At 66.8% G+C, this 18,458-nt stretch carries 19 protein-coding genes; 2 read left to right on the top strand and 17 right to left on the bottom strand.

What is annotated here, in order from left to right:
• Position 1 precedes the first annotated feature (1 nt).
• The 15 genes from ccsB to JOF42_RS06540 all read right to left on the bottom strand — a co-directional run bounded on the left by ccsB (position 2) and on the right by JOF42_RS06540 (position 14,077).
• The gene (gene ccsB, locus JOF42_RS06610; RefSeq protein ID WP_210097135.1) at positions 2-985 is read right to left on the bottom strand and encodes a c-type cytochrome biogenesis protein CcsB; all 984 of its coding nucleotides are present in this window, start codon (positions 983-985) and stop codon (positions 2-4) included.
• A 4-nt stretch (positions 986-989) separates the two neighbouring features.
• Positions 990-2,816: a cytochrome c biogenesis protein ResB gene (resB, locus tag JOF42_RS06605; protein ID WP_307803561.1), complete on the bottom strand. Its 1,827-nt coding sequence runs from the start codon at positions 2,814-2,816 to the stop codon at positions 990-992.
• Between the two features lie 28 nt (positions 2,817-2,844).
• Complete coding sequence (locus tag JOF42_RS06600) at positions 2,845-3,624, bottom strand: cytochrome c biogenesis CcdA family protein (RefSeq protein ID WP_210097133.1); 780 nt, start codon at positions 3,622-3,624, stop codon at positions 2,845-2,847.
• 16 nt (positions 3,625-3,640) lie between these two features.
• Positions 3,641-4,294, bottom strand: a complete 654-nt coding sequence (locus JOF42_RS06595; protein WP_210097132.1) for a TlpA family protein disulfide reductase — start codon at positions 4,292-4,294, stop codon at positions 3,641-3,643.
• Between the two features lie 89 nt (positions 4,295-4,383).
• Positions 4,384-5,349 carry a sugar kinase gene (locus tag JOF42_RS06590; RefSeq protein WP_210097131.1) on the bottom strand — a complete coding sequence of 322 codons (966 nt, stop codon included), beginning with the start codon at positions 5,347-5,349 and terminating at the stop codon, positions 4,384-4,386.
• A complete protein-coding gene (locus JOF42_RS06585; RefSeq protein ID WP_210097130.1) occupies positions 5,346-5,993 on the bottom strand; it encodes a bifunctional 4-hydroxy-2-oxoglutarate aldolase/2-dehydro-3-deoxy-phosphogluconate aldolase in 648 nt (215 codons plus the stop codon). Before JOF42_RS06585 ends, JOF42_RS06590 begins: the two co-directional genes overlap by 4 nt.
• Positions 5,990-7,006, bottom strand: coding sequence for a Gfo/Idh/MocA family protein (locus JOF42_RS06580; RefSeq protein ID WP_210097129.1), 1,017 nt, complete (start codon positions 7,004-7,006; stop codon positions 5,990-5,992). Before JOF42_RS06580 ends, JOF42_RS06585 begins: the two co-directional genes overlap by 4 nt.
• A gap of 10 nt (positions 7,007-7,016) precedes the next feature.
• Complete coding sequence (locus JOF42_RS06575; protein WP_210097128.1) at positions 7,017-7,970, bottom strand: aldo/keto reductase; 954 nt, start codon at positions 7,968-7,970, stop codon at positions 7,017-7,019.
• Between the two features lie 3 nt (positions 7,971-7,973).
• Positions 7,974-9,185 carry a mandelate racemase/muconate lactonizing enzyme family protein gene (locus JOF42_RS06570; protein ID WP_210097127.1) on the bottom strand — a complete coding sequence of 404 codons (1,212 nt, stop codon included), beginning with the start codon at positions 9,183-9,185 and terminating at the stop codon, positions 7,974-7,976.
• Positions 9,182-10,024 (bottom strand): carbohydrate ABC transporter permease, encoded by an 843-nt coding sequence (locus JOF42_RS06565; RefSeq protein ID WP_210097126.1) that lies wholly within the window; start codon positions 10,022-10,024, stop codon positions 9,182-9,184. The genes JOF42_RS06570 and JOF42_RS06565 overlap by 4 nt, the downstream gene beginning before the upstream one ends.
• Positions 10,021-10,902 carry a carbohydrate ABC transporter permease gene (locus JOF42_RS06560; RefSeq protein WP_210097125.1) on the bottom strand — a complete coding sequence of 294 codons (882 nt, stop codon included), beginning with the start codon at positions 10,900-10,902 and terminating at the stop codon, positions 10,021-10,023. The genes JOF42_RS06565 and JOF42_RS06560 overlap by 4 nt, the downstream gene beginning before the upstream one ends.
• A gap of 24 nt (positions 10,903-10,926) precedes the next feature.
• On the bottom strand, positions 10,927-12,168 hold the full coding sequence (locus JOF42_RS06555) for an ABC transporter substrate-binding protein (RefSeq protein ID WP_210097124.1): 1,242 nt from the start codon (positions 12,166-12,168) through the stop codon (positions 10,927-10,929).
• A gap of 76 nt (positions 12,169-12,244) precedes the next feature.
• Positions 12,245-13,000, bottom strand: coding sequence for a GntR family transcriptional regulator (locus tag JOF42_RS06550; protein WP_210097123.1), 756 nt, complete (start codon positions 12,998-13,000; stop codon positions 12,245-12,247).
• Positions 13,001-13,009: 9 nt separating this feature from the next.
• Complete coding sequence (locus JOF42_RS06545) at positions 13,010-13,492, bottom strand: heme-binding protein (protein ID WP_210097122.1); 483 nt, start codon at positions 13,490-13,492, stop codon at positions 13,010-13,012.
• A 204-nt stretch (positions 13,493-13,696) separates the two neighbouring features.
• Positions 13,697-14,077 carry a helix-turn-helix domain-containing protein gene (locus JOF42_RS06540; protein WP_210099105.1) on the bottom strand — a complete coding sequence of 127 codons (381 nt, stop codon included), beginning with the start codon at positions 14,075-14,077 and terminating at the stop codon, positions 13,697-13,699.
• A 407-nt stretch (positions 14,078-14,484) separates the two neighbouring features.
• On the opposite strand from JOF42_RS06540, the gene JOF42_RS06535 reads away from it, so the two are divergent.
• Positions 14,485-15,435, top strand: a complete 951-nt coding sequence (locus JOF42_RS06535) for an NAD(P)/FAD-dependent oxidoreductase (RefSeq protein ID WP_245340738.1) — start codon at positions 14,485-14,487, stop codon at positions 15,433-15,435.
• Positions 15,436-15,530: 95 nt separating this feature from the next.
• Here the strand turns inward: JOF42_RS06535 and JOF42_RS06530 are convergent, their stop codons facing one another.
• Together JOF42_RS06530 and JOF42_RS06525 are read right to left on the bottom strand one after the other, a co-directional pair.
• Positions 15,531-16,160 carry a histidine phosphatase family protein gene (locus JOF42_RS06530; protein ID WP_210097121.1) on the bottom strand — a complete coding sequence of 210 codons (630 nt, stop codon included), beginning with the start codon at positions 16,158-16,160 and terminating at the stop codon, positions 15,531-15,533.
• A 1-nt stretch (position 16,161) separates the two neighbouring features.
• Positions 16,162-16,536 (bottom strand): DUF5684 domain-containing protein, encoded by a 375-nt coding sequence (locus JOF42_RS06525; RefSeq protein ID WP_210097120.1) that lies wholly within the window; start codon positions 16,534-16,536, stop codon positions 16,162-16,164.
• A gap of 130 nt (positions 16,537-16,666) precedes the next feature.
• Here JOF42_RS06525 and aspS point away from each other — a divergent pair, with 130 nt between their 5' ends.
• Complete coding sequence (gene aspS / locus JOF42_RS06520; RefSeq protein ID WP_210097119.1) at positions 16,667-18,448, top strand: aspartate--tRNA ligase; 1,782 nt, start codon at positions 16,667-16,669, stop codon at positions 18,446-18,448.
• Positions 18,449-18,458 lie beyond the last annotated feature (10 nt).

Genomic DNA, 18,458 nt, shown 5'->3' with positions numbered 1-18,458 from the left:
TCTAGCTCAGGCCCGAATAGGCGTGCAGTCCCTTGAAGAAGACGTTCACGATCGTGAAGTTGAACATCACGGCCGAGAAGCCGACGATCGCGAGCCATGCTGACGGGTTGCCGCGCCAGCCACGGGTCGCACGTGCGTGGATGTACCCGGCGTAGAGCACCCAGATCACGAACGTCCAGGTCTCCTTGACGTCGAAGCCCCAGAAGCGGCTCCAGGCGTAGTAGGCCCAGATCGACCCGGCGATGAGCGTGAACGTCCAGAGGATGAACCCGATGATCGTGAACCGGTAGGCCATGCTCTCGAGACGCTCGGAGCCGGGGAAGGTGCGGAGGAATCCGGGCCCCGTCTTCTCGGCGCCCTCGGAGATCAGACGCTCACGGCGGGACTGCATCAGCTGGATCACCGACAGGGAGAAGGCGAGTGCGAAGAACGCGGTGCCGAGCGACGCGACGAAGACGTGGATGACGAGCCACACGCTCTTGAGAGGGTCCATCAGCGGCGAGACGTCGACGTAGAAGTTCGTGGCGGCGAGCCCGAGCAGGATCACGACGAGCCCGGTGATGAACGTGCCGAGGAAGCGCAGATCGACGCGCGTCAGCACCACGAGGAACACCGCGACGATCAGAAGCGTGCCCATCATCGCGAATTCGTACAGGTTGGCCCAGGGCACACGACCGGCGGCGAAACCACGGGTGAGCGTGGCCGCGAGGTGGAAGACGAAGGCCAGAGCGGTCAGCGAGGTGCCGATCCGGGCCATCACGAAACGCTGCGGTGCGGCGTCGGATGCCGTCGAGGCACCCTTGGCCGCCTTGCCCCCTCGGGCTCCGGAGCCGGCACCGACGAGTTCGAACTCGCGGACGCTCGCCGCATCGGCCGACAACTGCGACCGGCGGGCGAGATCGAAGGCGAAGGCCACGAAGGCCGCCGCGTAGATCGCGATCGCCGTCCACAGCAGGATCGGCGAGATCACTTCGAGGTCGAACATGATGTCAGTCTACTTTCGGGATGTCGGATGCGGGGCGGTCGGGATCGCCCTCGGAGTCGGTGTCAGGGGTGCCGTCGGGCTCGGTCTCAGCGGCACGAGGCGCGGCGGGCGCGGCGACGTCAGCGGCCGCGGACTCGTCGGCATCCTCGTCCTCGGGTATCGCCTCGGTGACCCCGGCGGCGTCCAGCAGCCGGGCGTGACCCGCCACCAGATCGTCGACGGCCGATGCGAGCGTCGGATCCTCGCCGCGGGCGAGACCGGCGTACTCGAACGAGACGACTCCGTCTGCGGCGGTCGCCTTGACCCAGACGCGGCGACGAGGGATGAAGAGAGCGAGCATCAGGCCGCCGAGGGCGAGCAGCGCGAAGCCGAGCACCCACGGCCCGGAGGCGTCGCGGTGGATCTGCAGCGACGCGAAGCGCTTGACCGACTGCGAGGCGTCGGTGGCCCCGGCCGGCGACTCATCGTCGAAGGTGACGGTGCCCATGCCGTTCGGCAGGTCGGCGGTCTGGCCGGGTGTCAGCTCGATCGACTCGAGATCGGTCGTGCGTCCGGTGACCTTGGTCATGCCGGTCGTGTCGAGCACGTAGACCGACCGCGGGATGCCCTCGTTGATGCCGAGGTCTCCCGTGTAGACGTCGAGCGTGAGCGTCGGGTTGGTCAGTTCGGGGAAGCCCGAGAAGAAGGCGCCCGTGTCGAGCACTGCGGTGGTCGGGTAGAAGAAGCCGACGAGGCCGACCTGCTCGCTGAGGCCGTCGGGGATCTTGATGACGCCGAGCGAGGTCATGTTGTTGTCCTGCGGCAGGAACGGGGTGCTGTTGGTGAACACCACCTCGCCGTCGGGGTCGCGCACGGTGATGGTCGGCGCGTAGCCGTTGCCGAGCAGGAACACGTTGTCGTCGGCGACCGCCAGCGGCTCGTTCACCTTGACCGCCCCGGTGCGCTCCTCGCCGTTCTCCTGGACGGTGACGTTGGCCGAGAAGTTGCCCGCCTGCCCCGATCCGGCTTCGCCGAACGGCTGGTACGTGACGTCGAAGCTGTCAAGACGCATCGAGTACGGAGCGAGGGCACCGTCGCCGACGAAACGTCCGCGATTCATCGAGTCGTAGTCGAGCAGGGTGTTGGCGAAGGTCTCACCCTCGACCAGCACGCGCTGACCCGTGTAGGCGAATCCGCCGCCCACGCCGACCGTGATCAGCACGCCGACCAGAGCCAGGTGGAAGAGCAGGTTGCCGGTCTCGCGCCAGTAGCCGCGCTCTGCCGAGACCGAGGACGACCGCTTGTCGTCGTAGCGCTCGACCCGGTATCCGAGCGCCTTGAGCTGCTTCTGGGCGATGTCGATCGACGCGGCCGCGTCAGCGGGAGCATCCGTCGAGGTGCGCTCGAGCGCGCGGAAGTCGGCGAGCCGCTTCAGCCGCGCAGGGGTGCGAGGCGGTCGGGCCTGCAGGGCCTTGGCATGGTGGCGGATGCGCGGGATGACGCAGCCGACCAGCGAGGCGAACAGCAGCAGGTAGATCGCCGAGAACCACGGCGACAGGTAGACGTCGAACATCTTCAGCCCGTCGAGCACGGGGAAGAGATCGGGGTTGTCGCGCTCCCACTGCGTGACGCCGTTGGGGTCGGCCATCCGCTGCGGGAAGATCGAGCCGGGGATCGCCGCGATCGCGAGCACGAGGAGCAGGATCAGCGCGGTGCGCATCGAGGTCAGCTGACGCCATCCCCAGCGCAGCCAGCCCACGAAGCCGAGGCGCGGCTGGGTGATCGACTCTTCGCCGTCGACGTGGTCTGACGGTCGGAGCGGATCGCTGGACCTGTCGGTAGTGCTGCTCACGTCATCCTTCCGATGCGTCTTCTTCTGATCAGAGCGGGAGGACGACACTGTTCATCACCGCCGTCAGTCGCGACATGATGTCGGTCCAGAGCCCGGTCACCATCAGCAGGCCGAGCACGATCAGCAGCACGCCGCCGATGACGTTGACCACGCGGATGTGACGGCGCAGGAAACCGATGGCCTTGGTCGCCCATCCGAAGCCGAGAGCGACCAGGAGGAAGGGGATGCCGAGGCCGAGCGAGTACGCGAGGCCCAGCAGGCCGGCACGCACCGGGTCTCCCTGGTTGAACGAGAGGGCGAAGATCGCGGTGAGAGTCGGGCCGAGGCAGGGCGCCCAACCGATGCCGAGCGCGATGCCCAGCAGCGGTGCGCCGATCAGCCCGGCCTTCGAGTCGACGTGGAAGCGCAGCTCGCGCTGGGCGAAGCCGAACAGGCCGAGGAACACGAGGCCCATCAGGATGATCACGCCGCCGAGGATGCGCGTCACCAGCTCACCCCACTGCAGCAGGAAGACGTTGGCGAGCCCGCCGAGTGCTGTCAGCGAGACGAACACGAGGCTGAACCCGAGGATGAAGAGGAGGACGCCGAGCACGAGTCGGCTGCGAGGAGGGGCCTCGACCGTCGCGACGGCGGTGCCGTCCGTGGTGGTCGCCGCACGGCGCGGAGTGACAGCTCCCCCGAGGAACCCGAGGTAACCGGGCACCAGCGGCAGCACACAGGGCGACAGGAAAGACACGAGGCCGGCGAGCATCGCGACGGGGATCGCGAGCCACAGGGCTCCCGATCCGATGATGGCTTCGGGGTTCACGCCGCTCCCGCGAGACTCACGAGTCCTCCGCGAGCGCGTCCTTGACGAGCGTCGAGAGGATCGAGGTGCCGTCGATGGGGCCGATGATGCGGGCCGCGACCCGGCCCTGCTTGTCGAGCACGAGCGTGGTCGGCGTCGCCTGGATCGGAACCGATGCCGCGAACGCGAGCTTCGCCTCGGCGGTGTCGACGTCGATCAGGCTGGGGTAGGTCACGCCGAACTCAGCGGAGAAGGCCTTGGCGGTGTCGGCCTGATCGCGGGTGTTGATGCCGAGGAAGGCGACGTCGTCGCCGCCCTGGTCCTGCCATACGCTCTCGAGATCCTTCGCCTCGACGCGGCACGGCGCGCATCCGGCGTACCAGAAGTTGACGACCGTGACCTTGCCCTCGAGCTCGGCGCTGCTGAAGTCCTCGCCGTCCTCGGTGACACCGCCGAACTCTCCGACGGGCTCGCCACGATCGGCGACAGGGATCTCGACGATCGCTCCGTCTGCCGCCACGTAGCCAGGGTTGTCTCCGCTGAGGAACGAGTCGTTCACAGGATCGGGAGCGCAGGCGCTCAGACCGATGGCGAGCACCGCGGCGAGCGCGGCACCGACCGCGCGGCGAGAATGCCGGATGCGGGAGGAGCGGCCGCTGCGGACCGGAAGAACCGTCGAGACGCGTGGCACGATTCCCAGTTTACGCAGGGGTTCCTATGCGTGGGCCGGGCGCCGCAGGGCGGTAGAACGCGCCCCGCCATGGCATGACGCGAGACCACTCAGCGTTGGACCGGGTCGACTCTCAGCGTGTCATCCGCGGCGTGCAGATCATGCATCCTCAGCGCCCCCTCCCAGTCCCCCGGATGCTGACAGGCAGCCGCTCCTGTCTTCAAGGCACGGTCGAGCGCTTCGCTCACCGTCGCATGGTTCAGGCGTGCGGAGATGTACCCAGCGACGAAGGCGTCGCCAGCTCCTACAGTGTCGATGACGCGGGCTGGCTGGGCGGGTCTTTCGAGCCAGGCTCCGTCTGCAAGAACACCCGCACCGCGATCTCCGAGCTTGACGACCACTTCGCCCGGACCCTGCGCCGCGATCTGGGCAGCAAGCTGGTGAGGAGTGGAGTCGTCCGGAGCGGTCACCATAGCCCGCAGTTCGTCGTCGCCGCCAAACACGACGGACGCGGTGGCGGCGACTCTTCGGTACCAGGGCGCAGCGTCCGAGTATCCCCAGAGACTTGCCCTGTGATTGACATCGAACGATATTGAGACGTCGTTTTCCACGGCAACCTGCACGGCATGAAGGATCGCGTCGCGAGCGGAACCCGAGATGCCCAGCGCGATGCCGGTGATATGCAGCCAGGAGGCCGATGAAATATCGAGTCGAGACACATCCGCTACTTCTAGCCGACTGCCAGCACTTCCTTCGCGGTAAAAGCGAACAGTGGTGCGACCGGGGCGCGAAGAGTCCTTCAACATGAGCGCAGTCGGCGCGGCGGCGTCCTGGATCGCTGCGGTATGCACGCCCTCGGCGCGCAGCTCACGCACGATACGTCGCCCCAGTTCGTCTTCCCCGACACGTCCAAGCCAGGCGACGTCGATCCCGAGACGGGCGAGTCCGATGGCGACGTTCGCTTCAGCTCCGCCAGTAGCGATGCGAGCGTGTTCTGCTCGGTCTAATCCGTCAGGACCCGCCGTGCTGAACAATCCCAGCGCTTCGCCGAGTGTGACTACCCGTGGTGCGCTCATCTATGGGTCCGAGCGGACGCGACGGCGGTCAGAGCTACCTGAGCACGCGTGGCGAGTTCGCGAAGGTCGCCGCCAACCAAGCTATCCCCGAGGAGCGGCCCGCCAAGGCTGACCGCGACGGCCCCCGCTCCGATCCAGTAGGGGATGTCATCAAGGCCGACTCCCCCGGAAGGCATGATCGTGAGCTCAGGGAACGGCCCTGCGAGTTGACGCAGGTAGTCGGCTCCGACCGTCGCCGCGGGGAAGATCTTGACCGCTGAGGCACCAGCCGCCCAGACGGCATGCACTTCCGTGGGGGTGAAGGCACCGGGAATGATAGGCGTGCCACGACGGATGGCAGCGTCGACGAGCTGCGGGTCAGCGATGGGCGTGACAATGAACTCTGCACCTGCATCGATTGCGGCGTTGACGTGAGCACCGGTCAGCGCGGTGCCGACGCCGATAGTTGCCTCCGGGAGATGGGCACGGAGATACGGAAGGGCGCGGAGGGTTCCGGGAGTCGTCAGAGTGAGTTCGATGGCGTTGATGCCTTCGTTCATGAGTATTTGGCATGCTGCCAAGTACGCATCGGCGTCCGGCGCACGGAGGACGGCAACGATTCCATCGCGCTCGATGACGTGGGGGAGGGCAAGACGGGCGGTCATCGGGCCCCTCGAGCAGACTCGATGAGTTGCAGGCCTCGAATGCTGTCAGCTGGATCGACGGGGAGGGGCCGACCCGCAGTGAGTGCCTCGAGGAGCAGCGCGTAGAACGCGCGATGCTCGCCCGCACACAACGGCAGGGGCTGGTCGCCGTCGGCGGTGCTGAGGGTGGCGACGCGTCCATCGTCGTGTACCCCGAACCCCGCCTCGGTCGGGTGCATCCCGGCGATGGCCTGCTGTTCTTGCGGGTCGAGCCCATGGGACTCGAAGACACCAGTCGAGCCGACGACGCGGAACCGCGGCCGGTTGGACGGTGCGATGGCACTCATCCACAGGCGCGAGCGAACGCCCGATGCATGAGTGAGCGAGACGAACGCGTCGTCGTCAGCACCCCCGCCGCGGCGGTTATCGAGTTCGCCGTGCACGTCGATGACATCGCCGAAGAGCATGAGCGCCTGGTCGATGAGGTGCGGTCCGAGGTCGAAGAGGATCCCGCCGCCCTGTTCGGGGGAGGCTGTGTCTTTCCAACGGGCGCCTAGCTCCGGTGCCCACCACTCGAAAGCAGAATCGAACTGGTGGATATCGCCGAGAGCGCCCTCAGCGATGACCTCTCGCAGCGTGAGGAAGTCGCCGTCCCAGCGCCGGTTCTGAAACACCGTGAGAAGCACGCCAGCGCGTTCGGCATCGTCGACGATCGCTCGTGCGTCGTCGACCGAGGTGGCGAGCGGCTTGTCGAGCACGACGGGAATGCCGGCGTCGACCGCGCGTCGCGCGAAGGGCACGTGGGTCTCGTTCGGGCTGGTGACGACGAGGAGGTCAAAGCCTCCTGCGGCGAAGAGCGCATCCACGTCGTCGAACACGGCGGCACGCGGATAGCGCCCCTGCGCGTGCTGTGAGCGGTCGGGGTTCGAGGTGACGATGGCCGACACCTCGAGTCCTTCCGTGGCGTCGATGAGGGGGCCGTGGAAGACGCGTCCCCCGGTGCCGTAGCCGATGATGGCGGTGCGGATCGTCATGATGTCTTTCTCAGCGGGGGCCGGCGAGGTCTGCGGGCAGGTCGGCGACGATGCGGTCGACCTCTGCGAAGAGTTCGTCGGAGATGTCCTGGGTGATGGCGGCGACGCTTTCGTCAATGCGCTCGGGACGAGAGACGCCGACGATGGTCGTGGCGATGCGCGGGTCGCGGGCGGAGAACTGCAGTGCGGCCGCTGCGAGGGTGACGTCGGCGTCGGCGCAGAGCTGTTCGATGCGACGGATGGCGGCCAGGAGCTCTTCGGGTGCCTCGCGGTACCCGTAGCGTGACGAGGAGCCTGCACCGGTGGCGAGAATGCCACCTCCGAGCACAGCGGCGTTGACGACGCCCATGCCGCGCTCCACGGCGGTGTCGATCATCCGATCCGCCCGTCGGTTGACCAGCGTGAAGCGGTTGTGCGTGAGCAGGACGTCGAAGAAGCCGGTCTCGACGTACTCGGTGATGATGGTCGTGTCGCCACCGGCGACGCCGATGGCCCCCGCGATGCCCTCGTCCTTGAGCGCCCGCACGACCTCGACCGCACCACCGGGTGCAGTCGCCTCGGAGAACGTCGTGTTCTCGGGGTCGTGAAGGTAGAGGAGGGGCACGCGGTCCACGCCGAGCCGTTCGAGGCTGCCCTCGATGGCGCGACGCATCTGGGCGCCTGAGAAGTCGCCGGTTGTGAGGTCGCGCGTGACCTTCGTTGCCAGCACGAAGTCGTCGGGCACACCGCCGATCTGCGCGATGGCTTTGCCGATGCGGCGCTCCGACTCCCCGTCGCTGTAGGCGCAGGACGTGTCGATGGAGCGGATCGGGCCGGTGAGCGCGGCCAGCGCGGTGGCGATTCCCTGCTCCTCCGCGACGTCGTAGCCGAAGTTCTTCGGCATCGACCCGAGTGGGGCGCCGCCGACAGTGAGCGGGGTGATCTGCAGTCCTGTGCCTCCGAGGGCGCGCAGGTTCCATTCCATGGGTCAGTGCTCCTTGATGTTCCAGTCGAAGAAATCCTCGGCGCCCGGCTCGAGGTGCGCGGTCGCGGCTTCGCGGTCGAAGTCGACGCCGAGTCCCGGTCGGTCGCCGACGCGGACGTGACCGTCGACCACGATGGTGTCGTCGAAGCCGTCGAGGATGTCGTACCACCAGGCATCCGCTGACACCGGGTATTCGAAGGCGATGAGGTTGTCGGGCAGAGTCGCGGAGAGCTGGATGAGCGCCGCGAGGCCGAGGAGTCCGCTGCTCACACCGTGCGGGGCGACCTGTACGCCGTGCAGGTCGGCGTACTCGGCGATCCACTTGAACTCCGCGAGCCCGCCGACGTCTCCGGGGTCCGGGCCGATGATTCGGACGGCGCGCTGTTCGATGAGCTCCCGGAAGTTCTGTCGCAGATACAGCTGCTCTCCCGTATGCGTCGGTACCGTCGTTGCGGTCGTCACCTCGCGATAGCCCGCGACATCGTTCCAGGGTACGAAGTCGCCGGTGAGCAGGTCCTCCGCCCACGCGATGTCGAAGGGCTCGAGGGCGCGCAGCAGGGTGATGGCATCGGGTACCGTGAACCCAGGCCCCATGTCGAGCGCGAGGCGGCGGTGCGGGCCGATGACGTCCTTCATCGCCGCGACGCAGTCGACGATGTGCCCGATGCCATGCGGGGTGAGGGACCCACGATTCGGGTGCAGAGGTCCCTCACGCAGCTCGCCGTAAAGGAAATCGGGCGTGTTCGGCGCCATGAAGCCGTGCAGTCCGACGCCTTCCTTGAAGATCGAGAATCCCTCAGGCGAGTCGACCATGAACTGCATCGACGCGGCGTAGTCCTCCGGCGTGTGGTTGCCGAGCGTCGTGCGGATGCCGCCGTTGTAAACGCGGATGCGGTCGCGCACCTTGCCGCCGAGGAGCCGGTGGATGGGCACTCCGAGCGCGCGCCCGGCGATGTCCCACAGCGCGATCTCGATGGCGCTGACCACGGCGCCCCAGGGCTTGGACGCCCCGTAGCGGCGGATGCGGATCATGCACCGCTCCACCTCGGTCGGGTCTTGCCCGATGAGCAGGGACCGGTAGAGGTCGACAGATCCGGCGACCGCGCGCGGCTTGGAGAACTCGATCTCGGCGAAGCCGTCGATGCCCTCGTCGGTGAGGACGCGGATGATCGGGCTGCGGCCGATGCGGGCACAGCGGATGTCGACGATCTTCATCCCTTGACCGCCCCTCCGGTGAGTCCGCCGACGAAGTAGCGCTGCAGAGCGATGAACGCGATGACGAGGGGCACGGTGAGCACGACGGATGCCGCCATAGTGGCGCCCCAGTCGACGCTGAACTCGTTCGCGAACTCGGTGAGCGCGACGGGTGCAGTGCGCGCCGCGGTGGAGCTCGTCATCACCGAGGCGAAGAGGAACTCGTGCCAGGACTGCAGGAAGGCGAACATGCCGGCGGCGACGAGTCCCGGCGCGCAGATCGGCAGGGTGATGTAGGTGACCGCGTCGAAACGGCTGCCACCGTCGATCTGCGCGGCCTCTTCGAGATCGACCGGGATGGCCGCGATCTGGTTGCGGACCATCCACGTCACGAGCGGCACTGTGATGGCGAGGTGCGCGAACGCGAGGCCGATGGTGGTGTCGAGCAGTTGCATCGACGACACGATCTGGTACAGCGGCAGTAGGACGACGGTCAGCGGCACGACCTGGCCCAGCAGGATGAACAGCGCCATCGGGCGGGCGCCGCGGAACTTGAACCGCGCGAGCGCGTAACCGGCGCTGAAGCAGAAGATCAGGGTCGCTGCCGCGACGAGGAGCCCGACGACGATGGAGTTCAGGAGCGCTCCTGGCATGTTGGATGCCGTGAACACGGTGACGAAGTTGTCCCAGGTCCACACGTCCGGAAGGAGACGGGTGGGGACCTGGAAGATCTCGTCGCGGGGCTTGAACGAGGTGAAGACCATGACGACGACGGGTGCGAGCGACCAGACGAGGATCAGGGCGAGGATGAACCAGACGCCGATGACGGCGAATGGGCGGGCGAGGGCGCGATTCTTCATGACTGCTCCTCGATGTCGGTGCGCATCGTTCGTGCGAAAAGGACGGCGAACACCGCACCGATGATGAGCTGGACGAATGCGACGGCATAGACGAGGGTCTGGTCGCCCTGCTGGAAGGCCTGATAGAGCAGGATCGGCAGGATCGTCGAAGCTCCCGCCGGTCCACCGCTCGTGGTGACGTAGATGATCGTGAACGAGTTGAGCGCCCAGATCGCGAGGGTCAGGATGCAGATTCCGGTGGTCGTGCGGATCGCGGGAAGGATGATGTGCCACAGGATCGTGGCGCTGCCGGCACCGTCGAGCCGGGCCGCCTCGTAGCGCTCCTCGGGTATGCCGGTGAGCGCGGCCGAGACCATGAGCATGACGAATGGTGCGGTCACCCAGATCTGGATGAGAGCCACGGCGATGAGCACGATGTCGGGGTTGGAGAGCCACCGCACCGGGGAATCGATCAGGCCGACATCGAGAAGTGTCTGATTGAGGATGCCGTAGTCCGTGGAGAGCGTCCATCGCCACACGGTCGCGGCGACGACACCCGGGATGATCCAGGGGATCATGACGAGACCTCGCCACAGTCCGACGAGCCGCAGGTGCTTCGACTGGAGCACGAGAGCACCGAGGTAGCCGATGACGATCCCGCCGATCACCGACCCCACAGTCCACACCAGGGTGTTCCACATCACCGGCCCGATGTTGGGCGCGGCGAACAGTCGGACAAGACCCTCTCCCCCGTCCGCGATGACCCGTACGATGGTGGTGCCGATCGGCACCACCATCAGCACGACGGTCAGCACGAGCGCAGGGAGCATGAGGGCCACCGGGCGGCCGGACCGGCGGCGTGCCCCGGTCGTCCCCGTGATGATGCTCTGCGTCGACATCTTCTCTGCTATCTGTCTCGGGTATTACTCGGCGAACGCCTGGTCGACGATCTGCTGGATGTCGGAGGCGGCCTGCTCAGCTGTCTTGCGGCCGAGGGCGACCTCCTGGATCTGGTCGTGCACGGCCTGCACCGAACCGGTCCAGCGCGGATCGTTCGGGGCGGGCACCGAATGCTCCGCGAGCTGCTCGGCATACGCGACCCGCTCGGGCGTCTGGAACTTCTCGTCCTCCGAGGCGCTGATGCGGGCGGGGAAGGTCAGGGTGAGCGCGGCCATGCTCTCGGGCTCGGCGAGGAAGGCGACGAAGTCCTTCGCGGCATCGAGATGCGCGCTCTTCGCCGGAACGAGGTGGGCCCAGCCGACGCCGAGGGCCGTGCCCGCCCCGTCCAGGCCGGGAAGCACTGCGGTGGCGATGGGGGCGCCCTGTGCCTGGGCCTCCGCCACGTCGAACACACCACCGGGGTACATCGCCACGCGACCCTGGAGGAACAGTTCACGGATCGCCGTGTTGTCGAGTTCGAATGAACTCGGGCTCGCCCAGCCGTCCAGGACCGATCCGCCGATCATCTCGACTGCCGCCTGGGTCGAGTCCTCGCTGAGTTCCGGTGCGCCGTCGACGATGTCGGCGCCGTCGGAGACCGCGAACTCGAGGAATCGCAGCGTGAGATCGCTCGGCTCACCCTGCATCGGCCACGCCGTCCCCACGACATCCCCCGAGGTGAGCATCTTGGCATCCTCCACGAACTCGTCCCAGGTCGCGGGCGGAGCGTCGATGCCGGCCGCCGCGAACAGCTCGGGGTTGTAGATGAGGGCGTTGGTCGCCCACCGGTACGGCATCGCGTAGGTCTTGCCGTCGAAGGTCAGGGCGTCGACGAGACCGGGCGCGAAGTCGTCGGTCGGGATGTCGGCGCCGAACAGGCCGCTCAGGTCCGCGAGCTGTTCTTTATCGGCGTAGGTGCGCACGCGCGAGATCGACTCGGTGATCACGTCGGGGACGTTGCCCGAGTCCAGGGCGACCGCGGTGCGGTTTGCGACCGTGTCGCCGGTGGTCTGGACGATCTCGACGCTCACGTCCGGGTTGTCCGCTTCGTAGGCGGCGACGAGCTCCACCGCTGCGTCGTAATCCCAGTCCGGAACCCACCAGGTGACGACGTTCTCGTCGCCGCCAGAGTTGTTGACGACGTTCACGACGACGGTCGCTGCGATTGCTGCGACGGCGACGCCGGCGACACCCAGGAGGATTCCTGTCCGCGGCTTGATTGCCATGTTCTGCTCCATTGCTCGAAACGAGCCCCTCGGGTGGGGCTGACAAGTCAATGATGCAATTGGTAATTACAGGATGTCAACTCCGGGTGTGTTGCACTTCGACATCGAGGCGACTCAGATCGCCCCGATGGAAGCCTGCGAACCGCTCTACAGCGCGACCGGATTCGTCGAAGGACACGCTCCTCATCGCGAGGATCGGCGAGCCGAGATCGACACGCAGCGCGTCGGCGACCTGCTGAGATGCCAGCTCCGCGACGAAGGAGCGCCGCGCCCGGTCGAAAGTGACACCGAACTCGCGCTCCAGGATCCCGAACAGCGATACGTCCTCGAGCGGCACGTCGAGCAGAGGGCGTCCGATGTCGAGCGGCAGGTGGGTGCGCGTGAACGCCCAGGGCACTCCGTCAACTTCGCGGATGCGCTCTATCTCGACGACCTCTGCCCCCTCATCGAGGCTCAAGTCGTCGGCGATGCGCGGCGGCGCAGGCACGATCCCCCGGCGGATGACTCGAGAGTGCTGATGACCTTCTTCGCTCTGGATGTCCTCAAATGTTCCGACGAGCGCCCCACCGAATCCGGCTGACGACCGCCGATCCGCCAGAAAAGTGCCGCGCCCCTTCTCTCGACTGATGACGCCTTCATGCTCCAACTCGAGAAGGGTCTGGCGCACCACGGTGCGCGACACGTCATAGGTGTCACAGAGCTCTCGCTCGGTGGGGATGCGATCCCCTGGCTCGAGTCCTCGCGCGGCGATGTCGGCGAGCATCAGCGATTTCAGCTGAGAGTAAAACGGCACCGGTGAGCGCCGGTCGATCGTCATGACATCATCGCGCATGGCAGAACCCTATGGCCTCTCCGTCTCGCCACGGAGCACGTCCAGCGCTGACATCGCAAGATCATGGTCCCCCTCGGGCGAGGTGACGATACCGGAGACCGTCACGATGCCCACGACGCTGCCCGCGATGAAGAGGGGAACCGCGCCGCCCGCGACGGCGAACTCGGTGGGATCCAACCAGTCGGGCACTCGGCCGGACTGCCGCTGACGCAGGAGGAACTCATAACTCGGAACCTCATGTCGTACGGCGGTGTGCACTTTGCGACGAACCCAATCGTCATGCTCTGCAGTAGTGCCCGAAAGCGCCGCATGGAACACGATCTGCTCCCCACGCCGGACATCGACCACAACGGACAGACCCTGGTCCTCCGCCAGCTGCAGGGCCCGCTGACCCACAGCGATGGCCTGGTCGTGCGCAAAACGCGAGAACTCAAGCGCTTTCCGCTGACCTCGCACGCGCGTCAGCTCGCTGCTAACGAAGGACTCGTCCATACCACTCCTGTCATTGGTAATGACAGGATACCCTCAAACATGTCCTGTCATTCCACGTACCACTGACGAGAGCGGCACGACCGAAGAGGCACCATTGTTCGGCCTTCGGTCCCATATCGAAAGCATCGCCCGATGACAGCCGAACTCTGCGAAGGCGCCAGTGGTCGGGCGACCTTTCTCAGGTGAGGGCGATGCGGTCGCGGCTCAGAAGCGCGCCATGACGTCCTCGACCCCGGCTCGGAAGCGCGGGCACGTCGCGATGTCATGGGATCGACAATTCATCGCGTGTTCAGCCATCGCCCGCGAGCGTCGCATGTCTTCCATGCGTCGGTCAAGGTCATCGAGATGCTTCCGCAGAATTTCGTGCCGCTCCCTGGCACCGTCGTTGAGCATGACCCCGACCTGCTCCAGCGACATCCCCGCACCCTTGCTCCGCTGGATGACTGCGATTCGAACGATCTGGTCTTCGTCGTATTGCCGCCGCCCACTGCCATCCCGCTCTGGCGACAGCAAGCCCACGGTCTCCCAGTGCCGGAGGACGTTGGTCGGTAGCCCCATCACACGAGCCACGTCGCCTATGCTCATGATCTTCACGCGCGCCGACCGCCAGCTCCGCGAACAGGCCACAGCGGGATATCCAGCCCCTTTTCAAGCCGCACAATTGTTCGCAAATCAGGCCAGCAAACCCCAGTCAGGATGTTCCGGATCGTTCCCTCATCAGCGCCGGCGATGTCGGCGGCCTTCCGTACGCTGCGATAGGGGATCGCGTCTGGCACTCGGAGAGCCAACAGTCGTGCGGCCTCCCCGTCACCGTCCGCCGACGGCGAGTCCGGCCAAGAAGGAGACAGATCGGCGGGAGTAGCGCACTGCGACTCAGGTATGACACTTTCCCATGGAGAGTGTCGAAACAACGGAATGACGATTGATGCATCGAAGCGGCCCGCGACCTCGCCGACGGACCACGGATTCTCGAGGCTTGACTTCATGTTGACATGAAGTCACAGACTGGGGACGAACGCAAGCGCGACCCCTCGGAAGGACCCCACATGTACGACGCGATCGTGATCGGCGCAGGCCCCGCCGGCCTGCAGGTGGCACTCACACTCGGGCGGATGCACCGGAGCACACTGCTGCTCGACTCCGGCGAGTACCGCAACGGCACCGTGCTGCACATGCACAACGTGGTCGCGAACGACGGCACTCCGCCCGCGGAGTTCCGTGCGACGGCCAAGGCACAGCTCGCCGAGTACTCCGACGTCGAGATCCGCGACGTCGGCGCCCGGACCGTCACCGCGACCGAGGGCGGCTACGCCGTCTCACTCGCCGACGGGGATGCGGTCGATGCGCGCCACGTGATCCTCGCCACGGGCGTGGCCGACGATCTTCCGTCCGTCGACGGGCTGCAGGAGCTGTGGGGCACGAAGGCGTTCAGCTGCCCGTTCTGCGACGGCCACGAGCACGCGGGCCGGTCCATCGGCATCCTCGGACCCGCTCCCCGCGCCGAGCACCTGATCGGCCTCCTCGGCCGGATCGTCTCGGACATCACCGTCTTCCCCGTGGAGGCCGCCTTCACCGCCGACGAAGCCCGGACGCTCGAAGAGTCGGGCGCGCGAGTCAGCCCGGAGCCCGTGACCGCGGTCGCCCCGGATGCCGACGGCGTGCGCGTCACCACGGCATCCACTGAGCACTCCGTCGCCGGCGTGTTCGTCGCTGCCGCCTCCCTGCGGCACCGCGCACCGTTCGCCGATCAGCTCGGTCTGCAGATGCTGCCGTCCGGGTCGATCGAGATCGACGAGTTCGGTCGCACGTCGTTGCCTGGGATCTTCGCCGCGGGAGACCTCGCGCACCGCGCATCCCTGCCCGGTCCGATGGCCTCCGTACTGCTGGCCGCCGCGGCAGGTCAGATGGCGGCGGTCGGGGTCATCCAGTCGCTGATGACCTGACCCCCTGAAATGCTTCGAATCGCGCAATTGGCAAATATCGAGAAGCAGAATCTGCCAGGTGCGCGATTCGAAGGCGGAGGCGAACGCGAAGGAGGTCAGACCGCTCCCACGTCGACCGCGCCGCCGGTCGCCGCCGGCTCCGCGTACGCGACCTCGCGCCACACATCGCCGACGAGCTCGAACGACGTGACGCTCGAGAGAGCGCAGCGCCGCGTGCGCGGATCGTGTCGGAGCGGCAGACCCGCGACCCGAAGATGGGTGATCCAGATCGGCGCCTGGTGCGACACCATGACGACATCACCGCCGTCCGCCGCCTTCCAGGCCTCGCCCATGGCCCCCAGCATCCGCTCGGCGATCGACGTGTACGGCTCGCCCCAGCTGGGAAGAGCCGGCTGCCGCAGATGCCACCAGTTGAGCGGGTTCATCAGCGAGCGCCGCATCTGCGTGCCCTCGAACACGTTCGTCGGCTCGATGATGCGGATGTCGATCTCGGGCACCAGATCGAATCCGGACGCGAAAGGCTCCGCTGACTCCTGCGCGCGCTCCAACGGCGAGGAGTACAGCGCGGCCACCGGCCTGTCGAGAGAGGCGACATGATCGGCGGCCGCCTGCGCCATCTTCCGACCAGCCCTGCTCAGGTGGTAGTCCGGTAGGCGACCGTAGAGGACGCGCTTCGGGTTGTGGACCTCGCCGTGACGGACAAGGTGCAGTCGTGACGCCGCCACGTCAGATCTGACGGTAGCGGGAGCTGCCGAAGCCGATGATCAGATACCCGATGTACTGGAAGACGAACAGGAGGAAGAACGAGAAGAGTCCGCCCTTGCCGAAACGCTCGCCGAGCTTGATCGCGACGACGATCCCGAAGATGAAACCCACGATCGGGATGAGGTAGAGCAGCGCGAGCCACCCGGACATGCCGGCGATCTTCACGAGGAACACCACGTTCACGATCGGGATGATCGCGAGGATGCCGGGGTACCCCGCCTTCGTGAACACCTTCCACAGGCCGATGACGACGAGCACGTAGAAGACGAGGGCGATGAGGCCCGTCGTGCCCGAGAAGATCGAGGCGTACAGATCCGAGATGCCGTTGGAGTCCATGGTGACCCTTTCGCTGGTCGAGCGGCTGTCGTGGCGATCCTACTGAGCGATATGCCGCGGGCGGAGGAGGCGGCACCTGCCCACGTAGAATGGGCGGGTTCACCATTTCCCAGATCAGGAGGAATCCTCCGTGCTTCGCACCCACTCGGCAGGCTCACTGCGAGCCGAGCATATCGGTCAGACCGTCACCCTCTCGGGTTGGGTCGATCGCCGTCGTGATCACGGAGGAGTCGCGTTCATCGATCTTCGGGATGCGTCGGGCATCGCCCAGGTCGTCATCCGCGATGAAGAGGTCGCGCACCCGCTGCGCAACGAGTTCGTCCTCAAGGTCACCGGCGAGGTGTCCCGTCGCCCCGAGGGCAACGCGAACCCGAACCTGCCGACCGGCGACATCGAGCTCATCGCGGCCGACGTCGAGGTGCTGAACGAGTCCGCTCCTCTGCCGTTCCAGGTGTCGACCGCCGTCGCCGACACCGAGACGGTCGGTGAAGAGGCCCGCCTCAAGTACCGCTATCTCGACCTGCGTCGCCCCGCCGCGGCATCCGCTCTGCGTCTGCGCTCGAACGTCTACAAGGCCGTCCGCGACGTGCTGCACGGCGAGGACTTCACCGAGGTCGAGACGCCGACCCTCACGCGCTCCACGCCCGAGGGCGCCCGCGACTTCGTCGTGCCCGCTCGCCTGCACCCCGGTAGCTGGTACGCGCTGCCGCAGTCGCCGCAGCTGTTCAAGCAGCTGCTCATGGTCGGCGGCGTCGAGAAGTACTACCAGATCGCTCGCTGTTACCGCGATGAGGACTTCCGCGCCGACCGTCAGCCGGAGTTCACGCAGCTCGACATCGAGATGAGCTTCGTCGACCAGGAAGACGTCATCACGCTGATGGAGTCGCTCATCCAGGCGATGTGGAAGACCATCGGCGTCGAGGTGCAGACCCCGCTTCCGCGCCTGACCTACGCCGACGCCATGGCGAAGTACGGCTCCGACAAGCCCGACCTGCGGTTCGGACTCGAGCTCGTCGAGGCCACCGAGTACTTCGCGAACACCCCGTTCCGCGTCTTCCAGGCCGAGTATGTCGGTGCCGTCGTCATGCCGGGTGGCGCGAGCCAGCCCCGCAAGCAGCTCGACGCATGGCAGGACTGGGCCAAGCAGCGCGGCGCCCGCGGCCTCGCGTACGTGCTCTTCAACGAGGACGGTTCGCTCGGCGGCCCCGCCGCCAAGAACCTGTCCGAAGCCGAGCAGGCGGGTCTCGCAGAGTTCGTCGGCGCGGCCGCGGGTGACTGCGTGTTCTTCGCCGCAGGGTCGACGAAGGAGAGCCGTGCGCTCCTCGGTGCTGCTCGCGTCGAGATCGGTCGCCGCCTGGGTTACCTGAACCCCGACGAGTTCGCGTTCACGTGGGTCGTCGACGCACCGATGTTCGAGCCTGCGGCGGATGCCGTCGCATCCGGTGACGTCGCTGTGGGCGCCGGCGCCTGGACCGCCGTGCACCACGCGTTCACCGGCCCGAAGCCGGAGTTCCAGGACACGTTCGACACCGACCCCGGTTCGGCCCTGGCCTACGCGTACGACATCGTGTGCAACGGCTCGGAGCTCGGCGGCGGATCGATCCGCATCCACCGTGAAGACGTGCAGAAGCGCGTGTTCGAGGTCATGGGCATCAGCGACGAGGTCGCGCAGGAGCAGTTCGGCTTCCTGCTCGACGCGTTCAAGTTCGGCGCCCCGCCTCACGGTGGGATCGCGCTCGGCATGGACCGCGTGCTCCAGCACCTGTCGAAGACCGAGTCGATCCGCGACGTCATCGCGTTCCCGAAGTCGGGCAACGGCTTCGACCCGCTGACTGCGGCCCCTGCTCCGATCACCGCGGAGCAGCGCGCCGAGGCCGGGGTGGACTTCGAGCCCGAAGACGACGAGGCCTGACCTTCGCATC

The sequence above is a fragment of the Microbacterium phyllosphaerae genome, assembly GCF_017876435.1.
GTDB classification, from domain to species: Bacteria; Actinomycetota; Actinomycetes; order Actinomycetales; family Microbacteriaceae; genus Microbacterium; species Microbacterium phyllosphaerae.
The sequence above is the reverse complement of the archived record's forward strand: the minus strand, read 5'-3'. Positions and strand labels throughout refer to the sequence as shown.